The 15,552-nt window shown below is 51.3% G+C and carries 17 protein-coding genes; 11 read left to right on the forward strand and 6 right to left on the reverse strand.

What is annotated here, in order from left to right; genetic code table 11:
• Positions 1–75 precede the first annotated feature (75 nt).
• Positions 76–1,392: an N-acetylmuramoyl-L-alanine amidase gene (locus IMY23_RS11535; RefSeq protein ID WP_192822231.1), complete on the reverse strand. Its 1,317-nt coding sequence runs from the start codon at positions 1,390–1,392 to the stop codon at positions 76–78.
• Positions 1,393–1,398: 6 nt separating this feature from the next.
• Complete coding sequence (locus tag IMY23_RS11540) at positions 1,399–2,301, reverse strand: PD40 domain-containing protein (RefSeq protein WP_192822232.1); 903 nt, start codon at positions 2,299–2,301, stop codon at positions 1,399–1,401.
• Between the two features lie 138 nt (positions 2,302–2,439).
• Here IMY23_RS11540 and IMY23_RS11545 point away from each other — a divergent pair, with 138 nt between their 5' ends.
• The gene (locus IMY23_RS11545) at positions 2,440–2,682 is read left to right on the forward strand and encodes a hypothetical protein (RefSeq protein ID WP_192822233.1); all 243 of its coding nucleotides are present in this window, start codon (positions 2,440–2,442) and stop codon (positions 2,680–2,682) included.
• Positions 2,683–2,964: 282 nt separating this feature from the next.
• Here IMY23_RS11545 and IMY23_RS11550 read toward each other — a convergent pair whose 3' ends face one another.
• Positions 2,965–3,888, reverse strand: coding sequence for a zinc-dependent peptidase (locus tag IMY23_RS11550; protein ID WP_192822234.1), 924 nt, complete (start codon positions 3,886–3,888; stop codon positions 2,965–2,967).
• Between the two features lie 218 nt (positions 3,889–4,106).
• Here IMY23_RS11550 and IMY23_RS11555 point away from each other — a divergent pair, with 218 nt between their 5' ends.
• From IMY23_RS11555 to IMY23_RS11580, 6 genes are all read left to right on the forward strand, one after another.
• On the forward strand, positions 4,107–4,667 hold the full coding sequence (locus IMY23_RS11555) for a dihydrofolate reductase family protein (RefSeq protein ID WP_192822235.1): 561 nt from the start codon (positions 4,107–4,109) through the stop codon (positions 4,665–4,667).
• Between the two features lie 374 nt (positions 4,668–5,041).
• Positions 5,042–5,497, forward strand: coding sequence for a DUF1801 domain-containing protein (locus IMY23_RS11560; RefSeq protein ID WP_192822236.1), 456 nt, complete (start codon positions 5,042–5,044; stop codon positions 5,495–5,497).
• A 182-nt stretch (positions 5,498–5,679) separates the two neighbouring features.
• Positions 5,680–6,186, forward strand: coding sequence for a GbsR/MarR family transcriptional regulator (locus tag IMY23_RS11565; RefSeq protein WP_192822237.1), 507 nt, complete (start codon positions 5,680–5,682; stop codon positions 6,184–6,186).
• A gap of 78 nt (positions 6,187–6,264) precedes the next feature.
• Positions 6,265–6,633 carry a hypothetical protein gene (locus IMY23_RS11570; RefSeq protein ID WP_192822238.1) on the forward strand — a complete coding sequence of 123 codons (369 nt, stop codon included), beginning with the start codon at positions 6,265–6,267 and terminating at the stop codon, positions 6,631–6,633.
• Between the two features lie 2 nt (positions 6,634–6,635).
• On the forward strand, positions 6,636–7,592 hold the full coding sequence (locus tag IMY23_RS11575; RefSeq protein ID WP_192822239.1) for a TIGR01777 family oxidoreductase: 957 nt from the start codon (positions 6,636–6,638) through the stop codon (positions 7,590–7,592).
• 44 nt (positions 7,593–7,636) lie between these two features.
• A complete protein-coding gene (locus IMY23_RS11580) occupies positions 7,637–8,353 on the forward strand; it encodes a YqjF family protein (protein ID WP_192822240.1) in 717 nt (238 codons plus the stop codon).
• A gap of 79 nt (positions 8,354–8,432) precedes the next feature.
• On the opposite strand, the gene IMY23_RS11585 is transcribed toward IMY23_RS11580, so the two are convergent.
• Positions 8,433–10,556 carry an ATP-binding protein gene (locus IMY23_RS11585; protein WP_225986487.1) on the reverse strand — a complete coding sequence of 708 codons (2,124 nt, stop codon included), beginning with the start codon at positions 10,554–10,556 and terminating at the stop codon, positions 8,433–8,435.
• 318 nt (positions 10,557–10,874) lie between these two features.
• Between IMY23_RS11585 and IMY23_RS11590 the strand changes: the two genes are divergently transcribed.
• A complete protein-coding gene (locus IMY23_RS11590) occupies positions 10,875–11,543 on the forward strand; it encodes a YceI family protein (protein ID WP_192822241.1) in 669 nt (222 codons plus the stop codon).
• A 331-nt stretch (positions 11,544–11,874) separates the two neighbouring features.
• Here the strand turns inward: IMY23_RS11590 and IMY23_RS11595 are convergent, their stop codons facing one another.
• The gene (locus tag IMY23_RS11595; RefSeq protein WP_225986488.1) at positions 11,875–12,777 is read right to left on the reverse strand and encodes a S9 family peptidase; all 903 of its coding nucleotides are present in this window, start codon (positions 12,775–12,777) and stop codon (positions 11,875–11,877) included.
• 713 nt (positions 12,778–13,490) lie between these two features.
• On the opposite strand from IMY23_RS11595, the gene IMY23_RS11600 reads away from it, so the two are divergent.
• Positions 13,491–13,790: a hypothetical protein gene (locus IMY23_RS11600; RefSeq protein ID WP_192822242.1), complete on the forward strand. Its 300-nt coding sequence runs from the start codon at positions 13,491–13,493 to the stop codon at positions 13,788–13,790.
• A 155-nt stretch (positions 13,791–13,945) separates the two neighbouring features.
• On the opposite strand, the gene IMY23_RS11605 is transcribed toward IMY23_RS11600, so the two are convergent.
• On the reverse strand, positions 13,946–14,182 hold the full coding sequence (locus tag IMY23_RS11605) for a DUF2188 domain-containing protein (RefSeq protein WP_192822243.1): 237 nt from the start codon (positions 14,180–14,182) through the stop codon (positions 13,946–13,948).
• Between the two features lie 268 nt (positions 14,183–14,450).
• Between IMY23_RS11605 and IMY23_RS11610 the strand changes: the two genes are divergently transcribed.
• Positions 14,451–14,969 (forward strand): transposase, encoded by a 519-nt coding sequence (locus tag IMY23_RS11610; RefSeq protein ID WP_192822244.1) that lies wholly within the window; start codon positions 14,451–14,453, stop codon positions 14,967–14,969.
• A 106-nt stretch (positions 14,970–15,075) separates the two neighbouring features.
• Positions 15,076–15,468, forward strand: coding sequence for a hypothetical protein (locus IMY23_RS11615; RefSeq protein ID WP_192822245.1), 393 nt, complete (start codon positions 15,076–15,078; stop codon positions 15,466–15,468).
• The last annotated feature ends 84 nt before the right edge of the window (positions 15,469–15,552 follow it).

The raw sequence follows: 15,552 nt of genomic DNA on the forward strand, positions 1-15,552 counted from the left end.
TATAAGGGCATAAAAAAAGGGCAGTCTTGGGCGTACCGAAGTACACCCAAGACTGCCCTCCAGCAATTCTTTCAATTAACGTTTGATGAACCGCTTGATGACTTTCTTGCCGTCAATCACCAGGTCAAGCATGTAGACGCCGCTTTTGAGCGAGGAGATGTCAATGGGTTCGCCGCTCTTCACCGCTGGCAGGCTCAGTACTTTCTGCCCCACTGTGTTGAGTACGTTGGCGCTGGCCGCTCTTCCGGTAAACCTTACAGACAGGCTGTTATCGGCGGGGTTCGGGTAAAGGTCAAAGTCCTCGGCCAAATCACCATCTTCTATGCCGGTCACCACATCGTCTTGCTTGATGATTCTGATCCAGTTGAGGTTCCAGCCACCTTCCGCGGCTAGTAAACGCAAGGTATAGGTGCCCGCGGTGGCTATGTTCACGGTTTGCGAAATGGTGGTCCAGGTCTGCGGTCCACCCGTGGCTGGCACGTTGATAGTCCCCAGCTCAGTGGCGCCTTCGTTCAGGTCAGCTTTGATGATGCCGGTGCTGCTGAGGCTGGCCACGCGGTATTGAATGGTGTACGCGCCCGTGGCTGGGAAACTCACGTTGCTGTAAGCGGCCCAGTCGCCGGTGGCAATGTTGTGAATGTTCTCCCCGCCACCTGTGTCTAAACAGGTTTGCTTGTCTACACCCGCCATGGTAGCGTAGTTTTCGGCTTCTATCTGTGTGTAATTAGGTGGAGCTTGGGTACACGTTACGCCAAGGCTGGTTTTAATGGCTTTCACGTAGGCGGCGGCAAACTTGTCTCGCCAGGCATCGTCCAGGAGTTTGGCGGCATCAGTGGCTCTGTCCACAAAGCCAATCTCGCTTAATACGCCCACTGCATTGTTGCCATTCAACACCCCTAAGTGATAGGTAAGGTAGCCAAGGTCTTCCACTGAACGGCGGCTGGCCCAACTGCCGTCTGCCGCCATGCGGTTCTGTACTTCTTGTGAAAACTGTGCACTGGTAGTTTGGTTGGGGGTGGTTCTGTTGCACCAGAAAGTTTCTGTTCCGGTTCCGCCGCCGGCGTTGCAGTGAATGCTCAGGAACCGGTCTGCATTCCAGCTGTTAGAAAGTTCCCGGCGCTGGGCCAAGGAAATCCAGCCGTTGCGGGTGGATCTGGTCATTCTTACGGTATAGTTGGAACACTCGCTGTTTAACTGGTCTTTCAGCTTCAGTCCCACTTCCAGGGCGGTCACTATCTCGGTTTCGGTGCGGGTGTCTGGGTTGCCGCCGGTGGCGTTGTAGCCATGTCCCGGGTCAATGACAATCACCTGGCCTTGCACGGTAAGCGTACAGAGAACCAGGCAAAGGGCGACTCCTGCTTTCAAAAAGGAATGTAGTATAGTTGTTTTCATGAGGTGCTACTTTTTGAGTTTTAAATCTGCCACGTAGATCTTGCCTGACTTCTCATCAGAGAAAGCAACTTTCTTGCCGTCTGGCGACACGTCTGCCCACATCTCAATTCTGTCTGGGGTGTTGGTGAGCTTGGTCTTGGCGCCGTTGCTGACAGCCACAAAATAAAGCTCTGAGCCGGAGATGGAGTGACCGTCTTTGCTTTCGTCCTCAAAGGTGAGGATGCCGCTGCCGTCTGGGAGCCAGCTGCTGGGCAGGCCCATGCCCAGGTTTTTACGCTTACCGTTGCCATTGATGGAATACAAATACATGTTGGCGCCTTCATTCACAATAACTGATTTCCCGTCTGGCGACACTAGGGGGCTGTAGAACTGGCCTTCTTCCTTGGTGATAACCCAGGGCTTGCCGTTTCCGTCTTTGGCCTCCAGCTTAAGAGTTTCTGAGTTGATGTACACCTGGATGCTGGACTTTTTCCGGGCACTGAAGGTACGGTTGGCTTGCTTGGATGTATTTTCTGACAAAACGCGCTCCCTGCCGCCCGCTACGTCAATGCTTTTCTCTACCAAAGACCTGGCCCCGGCAGAAGACGTCTGTTTTTCATAGAAGACTATGCCCTTGCCGTCTGCGGTCCAGCGGGCTTTGTAACCAATGCCCTGGCCGCTTTTAATTTTTTTCACGCTGCCGTTCCCGGCCATATCTTTGATGTAGAGCGCGTCGTTGTGGTGGTCAGTGAACAGGAGTTTCTGTCCGTCTGGCGACCATACCGGGCTGCTGTACTCGCTGGTGCCCGAGGCTACTTCTCTGATGTTCTGCAACGCAGGCGCTTTGACCTGCGCCTGGGCCTGTAGGCTAACACTACCTAAGGTCAAACTCAGGCAGGCTACACAACTGAATGCTTTCTTAAAAATCATGCTGTTTGGTAGTTGGGTGACAGTTAAAAGTGTACTAAAAGTTTGGGTTGGGTTCTCACCTTTTCCTGGGCGGTGCTTGCCCAAAGAAAGGCACTGGGGGTCATGGTGTATGGTGATATCTAGCAGAAACGTTAGAGCATGTTTAAATTTGTCTTTTGCGCTGCAATATGGCATCAAAAGAACCTGACTTCACCATTTTTTCTCACCATAGCGCTGCTATGCTGCTCAAAAATGGCTTCGCCAGAACCTTTTGCTACCATTTTTCGCCTGCAAAATCAAAATTTAAACAAGCTCTTAGAAGCAATGCCAAAGGCTATTTCTCTTGTGGCACCTTCCCTCTATAGCAATCTGGTTTCTCCAGAAATCAGGAAAAGGAACTGAGTTTAATTCCCTTGGATTTACTAAGAAAAAGATTGCTCAGTCTTTAAAAGCCTGAATCAAGAATTAAGGCCCTAAAGGTTTCTGCGGATATCAAATGCAATATGTATATAATTTTAAATAAATTTAATATATACAATAAAAATATGCTCGGGAGCAGCGTTTGTGACGGGAATATATAAGACGAAGAAAAAGTAGAAGGCAGGGGAAACCACCTACGAGCAATAAAAGAAGATGTACTGCTGCGTGTTGCCTTTCAAGAAAACTTTAAATTAGCGTACCATCTCACGCCGCCGTTTTCTTCAACAGACAGCAGTTCTTGTACTTTTCGCCACTACGGCAGGGGCACGGTTCATTACGGCCCAGGCGCTTGCCGTAGGGGTTAAGCAGTTCCCTGAAATTAAGGCTAAACCTGCGCTTGGGATTTTGCCTGAAGATCTTCTGCAGCATGCCGTAGAGCCGAGGGTGCTTTTGAGCTAGTTGTATGGGTTTTTCAAAGAAGTACTCTGTGGTAACGGCAAAGAATTCGGCCTCATTGGTGGCCCCGTACGGGTTTATGTCAGACTGTCCACGCTTGATTTCCTTTATTTTTCGGTCTACCAGTTCTTTCCAGGGCTGCACCAGTTCATCTGGCAGGTAAGCTTCGGGGGTGCCGTCAATCTCGCCGTCTGCCTGGTCCAGCATGTGCGCGAACTCATGTATTCCCACATTTTGCCTATCGGCCATGTCATTGAAACCGCGCTCCAGGGCAGGTTTGGAAAGGGTTACGTAATGGTCGTTCTGGAACGGGTTCACGCGGCCCAGCACCTCAGACACGGCCTCGTTGTCAGGGTCTTTGAACCGCTCCAGGCTGCCGGGGAAAATCAAGACCTCGCCCAGGTTCTGGTATTCCCAGTCTTCTAACCTAAAAATGGGGATAATGGCGCTGGCCCCCACCAGCACTTTGGTGGTGTCATCAATGACCACGTCAATGCCCGTAATGCGCTTCTCAGATAAGAACAGCTGGATCATTTTCTCAAAGCGGTGCTTGTCTTGGTCAGTAGTCAAGGTGTGGTAGAAGCCCACGCGGTCTGTGAGCACCTTGCGCCACTCAGCGGGAAAATCGGTGGCCAGCACGGCTTTTCTCCGGCGGGTTTTGCGCGTGGCCCATTGGTAAAAAAACGCACATACCACCAACACCACCACGGCCAACGCAACCAATCCTGTCATACAATTCTCTGCTAAACAGGCAACCCTCAGCTGGGCGCCCACGCCTAAAGATACGGCTAGTCCGAAAAATAGCTCGACTAAAAATAATTTGCGCCCGCTTTTATCTGAGCAGTTGCGTTTTTGGCCTCATTTTCAGAAACTAGCCGAAAAACGGAAACCTGCCGATTCTCCACCTGTGCTTTTTCCGTGAAACGGTTCACCATTAAACTGTTGCCCGCATGTCTAGAAAAGTAGTACTGTACATTGCCATGAGCCTGGACGGCTACATTGCCAAAGAAGACGATACCCTGGATTTCCTGAGTTTGGTGGAACGCCCCGGGGAGGACTTCGGCTACGCCGATTTCCAGCAGACCGTGGACACCCTTATCTGGGGCCGAAGAACCTATGATAAAGTCCTGAGTTTTGGCGAAACCCAATATCTGCACCGAGACAAGAAAGTGTACGTGCTCTCGCGCCAAAAAACCGGGCAGGAAGGCCACGTGGAATTTTACGGCGGTAACCTGAAAGAACTGATCACCACGCTCAAGCAACAGCCCGGCAAAGACATTTACTGTGACGGCGGCGGCGAGGTAGTGGCAGCCCTCCTGCAGGAACACCTCCTGGACCGCGTGATTGTCTCCATCATTCCGCACCTGCTGGGCAGCGGCATACGCCTGTTCAAAGACGGTCGACCGGAACAGTATCTGAGCCTCAAGAAAACCTTGACGTTTCCGTCTAGTGGCCTGGTGCAGCTGTGGTACGACTGCGCGCCGGCCCTTGCCTCCAAAGAGCAGGCCTAAGCTTTTTCATACGGTGCAAACAAACTCTGTTTTGGGGCTCATTTCTGAAAATGAGCCCCAAAACGACAGTAAGCTGTAAAGACTTGATGATATCCACACATATCGTCCCCCTTTGAAGGCCCGGGATGAAAAAGTCTGGTGAAGAAGCAACCATCCATAAGATTGCAGCAAGTAAAAAATAGTCTCGGGAATACACATTATCAGCAAGAGTAAATCATCCCCCTACCCCCTTCAAAGGGGGACGATATGCGTGAAAAACTGGATGAGCGTCTGATTTAAAAGTCAATAACGTCAGTAGAAAGCCTGCTTTTATTACCCAATCCTTTTTCTATATTTGGTACCCTATCTACTTCCTTCTTCCAACCCAATTGCCTATGCAATCTACCGCTACCAGTCCGCAAGAATACCTGGAAACCTTGCCCGAGGACCGCAAGCCGGCCATGGAAAAACTCAGGGAGACTATTCTGGCTAACTTACCTGCTGGTTTTGCAGAGGAGATGAGCTACGGCATGTTGGGCTACGTGGTGCCGCACTCGCTGTATCCGGCGGGCTATCATTGCGACCCTGAACTGCCCTTGCCGTTTATCAGCCTTGCGTCGCAGAAGAACTTCATTGCGCTTTACCACATGGGCATTTACGCAGATCCGCAACTGCTGGAATGGTTCACCACGGAGTACCCAAAGCACAGCAAAACCAAGCTGGACATGGGCAAAAGCTGCATCCGGTTCAAGAAGCCAGACCAGATTCCGTTTTCCTTGCTGGGCGAATTGGTTTCTAAGATGACGCCGGCGCAGTGGATTGACCTGTATGAAGAGAAACTGAAGAAGTAAATTCCGAGGTTGAATTCCTGTTTTCGGGCCCGTTTCTGGAAATGAGCCCGAAAACGGACAGCTAACTGCCCAGCCAGCATACAAATCCCTGAAATTTCTTCCGCCTAAACACAACCTTTCGGCAGACAAAAAGTATATTTCAATAAATACTGAAAGTTTAAAAAGTTTTATATATTTGTGCCATGGAGTTAGCAGAGGCAAAGCAGCGGTTTATTGAGGCCTGGGGCAAACTGGGCTCTGAGTGGGGCATCAACCGCACCATGGCGCAGGTGCACGCGCTCTTGCTGATTTCGCCGGAGGCCCTGACCACCGAGCAAGTGATGGAGCAACTGCAGATCTCGCGCGGCAACGCCAACATGACGCTCCGCGATTTGATCAACTGGGGCCTCATTGAGAAGCAGCACCGCAGCGGCGAACGCAAGGAATATTTCTTTGCCGAGAAAGACGTCTGGACCATCGCGCGCCAGGTGGCCAAGGAACGCAAGCGCCGCGAGCTGGAGCCGGTGCTCAAACTCCTGCAACAATTAGAAACCGTGGAAGGCGACGAAAACGATCCTGAATTCAAAACCTTCAAAACCTCCGTGACCGACATCAACAAGCTGGCCTCTAACGTGGACAAAACCATGGAGACCATGCTGAAAGCCGAGGAGAACTGGTTCTTCGGGTCTATTTTGAAGCTACTCAAGTAGTGGCTTTTTTTTGCCCATTATGTTTCATTTTTTACTGAAAGTTCAATATTTATCATCCACCTTTTAACCTTTACTACCATGAATTACTTCTTGCTTACCTACGCCATTTATTTGCTGGTTAGTGTGGCCCTCACCGTCTGGGTGGCCAGGGTGCTGTTCAAAAACGGCCGGATCTTTCTGGTGGACATCTTCCACGGCAACAGTGACCTGGCAGATTCTGTGAACAAACTTCTGGTGGTGGGCTTTTACCTGATTAACATCGGGTATATGACCCTGGCCTTGAAAGAAGTGAACCAGATTGCCTCTGTGCAGGCCGTGGTGGAAGTCTTGAGTTACAAGTTGGGCTGGATAATTCTCATTCTGGGCGGCATGCATTTCCTCAACCTCACCATCTTCTTCAAACTGAGAGCCCGCGCGCAGGAACAACTTCAACCTAAAACTGTATAGCCATGGCGAAGATCATTTTAGCGGGCGGCAACGGCTTCATCGGTCGGTTTCTGGCCCAGCATTTCACCGGCAAAGGCGATAACGTCATCGTACTCACCAGAAAACCTACGTCTGAACCTACCGCGGCCAAACAAGTGTACTGGGACGCCGCCACCGCCAACGGAGACTGGGTGCAGCACCTGGAGAACGCTGACGTGCTCATCAACCTCACCGGCAAAAGCGTGAACTGCCGTTACACCGCCAAAAACAAACGCGAAATCATAGCCTCCAGAGTCAACGCCACTGACGCGCTGGGCCAGGCTATCAGGCAGGTCCAGCACCCGCCCAAACTCTGGATCAACGCTGCCTCGGCCACCATTTACCGCCATGCCATAGACGGTCCGCAAGATGAACTCACCGGCGAGATTGGCACCGGCTTTTCTGTGGATGTCTGCACCAAATGGGAGAACGCGTTTTACAGCCAACACACGCCCGCCACGTTGGCCCCAGACGGTGGCGTGATGCCGTATTACCGCAACCTGGCGCGCTTTGGGTTGGGCGGACGACAAGGCAACGGTCTGCAATGCTTCAGCTGGATTCATGCCCAGGACGTGATCCACAGCATTGAGTTCCTGATGCAGCATGAAGAACTGGAAGGCGATTTCAACCTGGCTTCGCCCAAACCCATTCCCAACCACTATTTCATGACTACCATTAGGCAGGCCTTGCGAATAAAATTTGGCCTAAGGGCAAGAAAATGGATGCTGAAGATTGGCGCGTTCCTGCTGGGCACCGAGACCGAGCTGCTCCTGAAAAGCCGCTGGGTGGTGCCTGCGCGGCTGCTAGAAGCTGGTTATACTTTCAAAGTGCAAACCATAGAAGAAGCCGTGAAATTGTGTCTGCCTGCGCCTGTTTTAGGCCACGTTTCAGAAATGGAGCCCAAAAACGCCCGGTTTCCGCGGTATCAGCCAAGTGTGTGAGTTCAACTTCGGTTTCGCTTTTAGCAACTTTATCAACCCGTACCATGAACCAGAAAAAGAACTTCCTCACCGCCGAATGGCGCAAGCTGATCATGGCCAACTACGCCATTGATCCCAGCCTGCTCCTGCCCTATCTGCCGGCCAATACGCAACTAGACCTTTGGAACGGCGCCTGCTACGTAAGCCTGATTGGGTTTCTGTTCACCAACACCAAAATCAAAGGCGTGAAAGTGCCGTTCCATAGCACCTTTGAGGAAGTGAACCTGCGGTTTTATGTCACTTACAATGATCACGGAACTGTGCGGCGCGGCGTGGTTTTCCTGAAAGAGATTGTGCCCAAGCCCGCTATTACGCTGGTGGCCAACACCTTTTACGGCGAGCATTACCAGACCTTGCCCATGGCCCATAGCTGGCAGCAACACGGGAAAACGCTAGAGGTAGCCTACCGGTTCAAGCAACAGAACTGGCAGGAACTAAGTGTGACTGCCCAATTGCCGTCTCACGCCATTGCCCCTGGTTCAGAGGCCGAATTCATCACGGAGCATTACTGGGGCTACACCAAACGGAAAAACGGGCGGGTGTCTGGGTATGAGGTGGCGCACCCGGTCTGGGACACTTACCCGGTGCTAGACTACGCCATTGAGGTTGACTTTGGGCAACTGTACGGCCATGAGTTTGAGTTCTTGCGCCAAGCCACCCCTACCTCCGTTTTCCTGGCCGAAGGTTCTGCCATTGAAGTGAAAGAAGGCGGGTTTCTGTAAGGCAAACCTTTCCGTTTTCGGGCTCATTTCTGGAAAAGAGCCCGAAAACGGAAACCTGAAACACTGGATTAGAAAAGATTTACCGCTTGAAGTACACCGTAAACGTAGAGCCTTTTCCTAGCTCGCTTTCCAGTTCAATTTTGCCCCCGGCGTTCTCTACAATGCGCTTGACAATGTAGAGGCCAATGCCGGTGCCTTCCACGTGGTCATGCAGGCGCTTGAACATGGAGAACACTTTGTCCTGATCTTCCGCCGGAATGCCCAAGCCGTTGTCGGCCACCGAGAGCACCACAAAATCTGGCGTGGCATGGGCGTTAATCCTGATCTCAGGCGTTCTGTCTGGGGACCGGTATTTAAGCGCGTTGCTGAACAGGTTGTAGATGATGCTGCGCGCGTTCTTGGCCGAGAATCTGATGGTGGTGCCTTCGTCAAAATGGGTTTCTACCTGCGCGCCTGTGTTCTGGAGGTCCCGCTCAAAGTCCAGCTGTACGTCTTGCACCACTTCGGCCAGGCGTAGAGAGGCCACGTCTTCCTCAGCGCCGCGCTGTATTTTGGCTACTTCAGTTAAATCTGAGACGGCGCGCTTGAATCTGCCCACCGAGGCCTGCATGAGGCTCAGCACCCGCTGCACAATGTCCAGCTGCTGGGTCTGCGGCGGCAAATGTTCCACCAGGGTTTCCATGAGGCCTTCAATGTTGGAGATAGGCGCTTTTAAGTCATGGGAGGCCGAGTACACAAAGTTGTCCAGGTCTGCGTTGATGGCGCGCAGCTCGGTGTTCATGGTTTCAATTTCTTGCCGGGCGGCTACCTGCTCATTCACGCTGGTGGCCACGGCAATCACGCCGGTGATCTGGCCCAACCGGTCACGCATGGGCTGGTACACAAAATTGGCGTACAGGGTCTCCAGTTGGCCGTTGCGCATCAGTTTGATGGGTAACTCAGTGTTCACGTAGGGCACGCCGGTGGTGTACACGCTGTCCAGGAGTTCTTTGATGCCCTGGTCCCGTACTTCAGGCAGGGCCTCCAGCACGGGTTTGCCCATCACGTCTTCGGGTTTCTTGCCCCAGAGTTCACAGATGCCCGGGTTGGCCAGTTCCACCACGTAGTTTTCGCCCAGCATAATGCAGATGGCCACGGGAGCCTGCTCAAACAGGTTGACCAGTTCTTCTTGCTGGCGCGCCATTTCCTCGCGGGCCTGTACGCTGGCAATGGAGGTGGCTATCTGCCCGGCCAGTAACCCGAAGAAATTTTGATAATCTGTGTCGAACTCCAACCTAGGGCTCACCGCCGCCACAAAGAAACCCAGAATTTGGTCATGCCCCGGCCTAAAGATGGGCACCAGCGCCACGCTGGTAGAAGTACCTTGGTGGTCATTGGTGGCTGAGCCGCCGATATAAAGGGTCAAATCTTCCAGCAGCACCTGGCGCTTTGTTTCCTGCACTTGCCACAGCGGCCAGGCGTCTGTAGCTGCCTGGTCTTTCTCCAGGGAAATAACGGTCGGCACTTGGGCACCTATGGTCCCAGACCAGCCCATGCGTTGCGCTTGTCGGCCGTTCCCGGTTAGCAGGTAAATCTGGCTGAAAGGTAAATCCTGCTGGTTTTCGCTCAACACCTGGCTAGCCGACTGGCAGACTTGCTCCTGCGTCTGAATGTGGGCCATGGCATCGGCAATGTCTTTTAACGTTGCCAGGCGGCGCTGGCCCAGAATGGTGTTGGTCACTTCTGTACAGGCGCAGAAAACACCGGCCACCTGGCCCTGGTCATCAAAGGCGGGGCTGTAGGAGAAAGTCCAGTAAGTTTCCTCCGGAAAGCCCTTGCGCTCCAGATACAGCAGCAGGTTCTCTGCGTAGAAAGACTGGCCGCCGCCCATTACCTGCTCTACAATTCCGCCTATATCTGCCCATATTTCAGACCAGATCTCAGAGGCGGCCTTGCCCAGGGCCGTTGGGTGCTTGTTGCCCAGGGCCGGGGTGTAGGGGTCATTGTGAAAGTCATACAAGTTCTTAGACCACCAGATGAACATGGGAAACTCTGCGTGCAGCAGCAACCTGATGTTAGCCTTAAGGCTTTGCGGCCAGTGCGCCGGCGACCCAAGCGGGTGAGTTTCCCAATTGTAGGCGCGCATCATAGCTCCCATCTCGCCGCCGCCTTGCATGAACCCCAATGAATCAACGGGTTGCTGGTCTGTATTTATCTGTGACATACGCTAGTGTTGCATTCAAAACCACCTCTCATTTTCATGGTCTCCCCCAGCATACGGCCTGCGGGAAGGGCAGTTTTCTGGCCAGGCACATTAATAACTTTGGCCTACCGTAAAGTACCGCTTTTACCGGGTAGCATGTGTTTAATTCTTACTTGACGAAGGATAAAAATCCGTTTCTGTTTTGGGGCCCGTTTCTGGAAATGAGCCCTAAAACAGAAAATCGGAAATAATTCTGCCAACCTTCTGTATGGCACTTTCGTTATATAGTCTATTGCTTATAGAATGTAGCGACATTGTTTCATCTATACCTCCAACTCTATGAAATCAAACCTCTTTACTCTTGCCTTTGCCGCCGGCGTTTTAACGTTGGCCTCTTGCAACAAAGCCCCCGAAGGCGACAAAGCCGTCATCACAGATGAACAGCAGGCGGCTTCGGCCAGCGGCCAGACGTTTGTGGTAGACACGGCGGCGTCCAGCGTCCGGTTCACCGGCAACGGCGTGGGCAAGAACCACCCGGGCAAGTTCAAGCTGTCTACCGGCACCGTGGCCGTGGCCAATGACCAGCTCACCGGCGGAAGTTTCACCATCAACATCAAGTCCATGGATTTGGAAGAGGAAGGCGAAATGTTTGACACCAAGCTCCGTCCGCACCTGCTCTCCGGTGACTTCTTTGACGCCGACAAATTCGGCACAGCCACTTTTGAGATCACCAAGGTAGAGCCTTACAAGGCCAACAGTTCTGACACATCTGTGGTAGATGGCGCCAACTTTAACGTGAGCGGCAATTTCACTCTCAAGGGCGTGACCAAGAACATCACCTTCCCCGCCAACGTAGACCTGGACGACAACACCCTCAAGGGCAAAGCCAACTTTGACATTGACCGCCGCCAGTGGCAGATGAACTATGGCAATGACAAAACCCTGGGAGATAAGTTCATCTCAGAAACCGTGAACATTGAGCTTGACCTTCAGGCCAAAAAACAATAAAAGGAGTACACAGCGTTAATTTCACATTTGAGTAAAGAGCCCGGTATTAGCGTTCCGGGCTCTTTTTTTATGCGTTTTTTTGAAGGTGTTTTGATGATGGGAAAATGTTTCTTGCTGACTTTTCCTGAAATCAATAGACCTGTGCTTTAGCTCGGGGTTCTTGTGGCATTGCCGTTTTCGGCCTCGTTTTCAGAAATGGACCCGAAAACGCAAACAGTAAAGACCAGGCACTGCCTTGTCTCCCACGCATTGCTCACACATTCCAAAAAACTTCCCTCCTGTTCTAGGAGGGGCCGGGGGTGGGCAACCTCTTCTAGAAAGGAAGGGCAGTTTATTTCCTTCCCAAAACCTCCCGCACGGCCTGTTCCACAGAAGACCAAACCGGCGAGGTAGGCGCCACCACGTCAAAATGCCCGCCGTCTGGCAACAAGACCATTTTAACCAAATACTTACTATAGGATGAATAATATGCTAGGCTTTCGGCTTGGCTCACGGGCACTATGGGGTCGCGCTGACCCTGGAGGAGCCGGACGGGAAGTTTTAGGGGGATGCGGCCCATAGGCGAGCCTTCTTTATACCGGTGCGGCACTTGCGCGGGCAGACCGCCCATAAGTTTCTCCACGGCGGCGTTGCAGCTTCCGTTCTGGGCGCTGTACGCTGCCAAATCTGTGATGCCGGCCAAAGAAACCACGCCCTTCAGCGGTAAAGGGTTTTTGACATACAGCGGGCTGGAAGCTGGCAGGCTTTTTCTGGTGGCCGCCCACAGCGCCAGGTGTCCGCCCGCTGAGTGGCCCATCACTACTACCTGTTTGGCGTTCAAGGGATATTTTTTGGCGAGTTTCCGGATGTAGTCCAGGCCTTGGGCCACATCTAGGAACGTGCCGGGCCAGCCGCCGCCGGAGTTGCCCACGCGCCTGAACTCCAGGTTCCAGGTGGCGTACCCGGCCTTGGTGAGCGCTTCGCTGGCGTAGTTCATGTACTGGTAGTTGTATTGAGACAGCCAGCAACCGCCATGAACCAGCACCACCACCGGGAAAGGACCTTTGCCTTGGGGCAAGCGCAGTTCGCCAAACTGCAGGGAGTCTGGCCCATAACTGATGCGTTGCCCGGCCGGTGGTGTTGGCAGCTGCATGAGGTCTTGCCACGTCATGGGCTTGGGAGCCGGCATTTGCGCCTGGAGCGCAGTCCCGTTGAAACAAAGGCAGGTGAACAGCAGCAAGCAAAGGTATTTCATAGAAATGGGTTGGGTAGTTGCTCATGTAACCAATGCCGCCGGGCAAGGTTTCAAATCTTTACCGGCGCGGGCTCAGGAACGTTTGGAAAAAAATTTGACTGTCTGTTTTCGGGCTCATTTCCGGAAATGAGCCCGAAAACGCAAAGCAAGGTACTGATTTGGCCCCGGCTAGGTTATCGGTTTTTATCCACTGAGAAAACGGGTTTTTCCATTTGCCTGAGGCACCGTGTAACGTCAATGGTGCCGACTTTTAAAAACCTGCCAGGCCAGGAGTTTCGCCCTTAAATTACCTACTTCCCGGTATTTCATTTATAGCCGCCAGGTGCGTCCTTTACAGATAGAAACAAGCCCCTAAACGGCGGTTCCGTTTTTATTTACCGTTGTTTGAACTTAAGCCCGTTGCGCGGTGTCTTCACCAGTAAATACATAAATAACAGGCAGTTAGCTTTTCAAGGCGGCACCAAGACATTATCTATTCAATATAAAATAAAATATTCGCATTCAGCACCAGAGCCCGAAGACGTCCGTTTTCGGGCTCATTTTTTGAAGTAAGGCCAAAACTGGGAAAATCGCGGAAGCAAGCCTTTGCCTGGAAGACGGCAACCCCCACTGGCGGTAGCGCCAAGGTGCCTCCGCAGGTAAAATACTTAGAAGTAGGTATTTCAAATACTTCAGCAGTCTTCTACTTTTAGGGTAACTAAACCCTATCTCTTATGAAGAAATTCAACTCTTTTCTACTGATTTTATTCACGGTGTTAGGCAGTTTCACCTTTACCGCATGTTTTGACGATGAAGACGAGGAGGAGGAACTAGACTGCAGCGTGGAACTACAGGAGGCCGCTGATATCATGCAACGCAGGTCTACCACCTTTAACCAGAACCCAACCGCTGCCAACTGCAACGCCTTGAAACAGTCAGCGCTTGATGTTATTGAGAAAGCCAGAAAATGCAATGACGCCAACTGGGAACAAGCAGCCCAGGCCTGGCGAAATGTTGACTGCAGCGCCTTCTAAAAACAATCTACCGGCTCTTCTCCTGATGGCAAGAGCCCTTTGAGAATTTCCCACTACCAAACAGCGCCCGAAGACTTCCGTTTTCGGGCGCTGTTTTTGAAATGGGGGCTAAAACTGAAAGCTGGTCTCCTTAAGAAGATGATTGTGGCCAATTTTCAGCCTCTGCTGGAAGTGGGGTCACTGCTTCTGGGATAGGTGCGCTCTTCTTCAATCTTTCCGTCTTGGGTATGGATGATCACGGAACTGGAAGCGTGGTTCTGGGCGATCTCAATGGTTTTCTGCACCACTTCGGCTTTGGTGGAACCCGTCACCGAGGCCCGCTGTCCGCCCTCCTGTTTTCCTTCCCAGCCAGCCTCAGTTTTGGTTACGTGGTATACCTTTCTCTCTGCCATGGCATTCTATGTGCTTGGTTTGCTCTAGTTTACCGTGCCAGAAACAGAAAGTTGCGGCGTGGAAGGTATACTTGTTTGGTGGCTTGCAGGCAATTCTGGTTGTTGGTAAAAACACCAACAACCAAAGTTTCAGCGTGGATAACTTCTAGTTTACAACTTCAGTAATTGCTATAACCCCGCCCTTGTTGGTGTTATCACCAACAAGCCCAACAGCGGTGCACCTTATCAATACTTTTGGTTTCCTGGTGCAAAAAGAATATTTTAATTCATGGACGGCCAACGGCACATCAGCTTCTTCACCGCTACTATTCTGGAATGGAAACATCTTCTGAAGCCAGACAAGCACAAGCTCCTTATTTTGGAGAGCCTTCGGTTTTTGGTAAAGGATAAGCGCGTAAAAATCTATGGGTTCGTGTTGATGCCCAATCACTTTCACGTACTCTGGAAGATAGAGGAACCGCACCTCCGCCCCAACGTGCAGCGGGATTTTTTGAAATTCACCAGCCAGCAATTGAAGTTAGAACTAACGCAGCATCACCCTGCCGTTTTAGAGAAGTTCAGAGTTGATGCCAAAGACCGACAATACCAGATTTGGGAACGCAACCCGCTGTCTGTGCCGTGTTATACAGTTGCTGTGACGGAACAGAAATTACAGTACATTCACCTGAACCCCGTGCAGGAGAAATGGAAGTTGGCGAAGCAGCCGGAGAACTACTATTATTCTTCGGCCAAATTTTATTTGGAGAACAAAGATGATTTTGGATTTCTAACGCACTATCTTGACTAGGCAACCGCAGTCTTGGTTGTTGGTGAGAACACCAACAACGGCGGGAATTTAATACGTTATATCTATTATACAAGTCCCTTGATTACTCTACTTTATGAATCAAAATGTGAGTGACATATATAATATTTCCTTTGTCAATGAAGTGCGTACTTGGCCGAAGAAAGGTAAGGAGTATGTTAAGATTCCTTACACAAATAATTATTATTTGTCAGAATTTCTACTCGCATGGAAAGCTGACGATATTATATCTTTCCTACTTCCAGAAATTGAAAAGGTAATCAATAATACTAATGAAGAACTTGAAACGGGCACTGTACTATTTACAGTAATAGTTGACCCTGTTAACACTATATTTTATCCAGACGCGGCAGGAACTGATTATCCGAAAATACCAACTCAAGATTTAAAACATGTATTAATTAGTTGGAAAGACTTCTTGCTACAGCCTCCATATGACGGACAGAAAGTAGGTAGGAGATTTCGATTCTGGCCATGGTGACTTGCTAAAAATAATTCCCGCCCTTGTTGGTGTTATCACCAACAAGCAAAATAGCCTATCCAACTGCGATACTCACTTCCCGAA

The sequence above is a fragment of the Rufibacter sp. LB8 genome (assembly GCF_014876185.1).
In the GTDB taxonomy this organism is placed as follows: domain Bacteria; phylum Bacteroidota; class Bacteroidia; order Cytophagales; family Hymenobacteraceae; genus Nibribacter.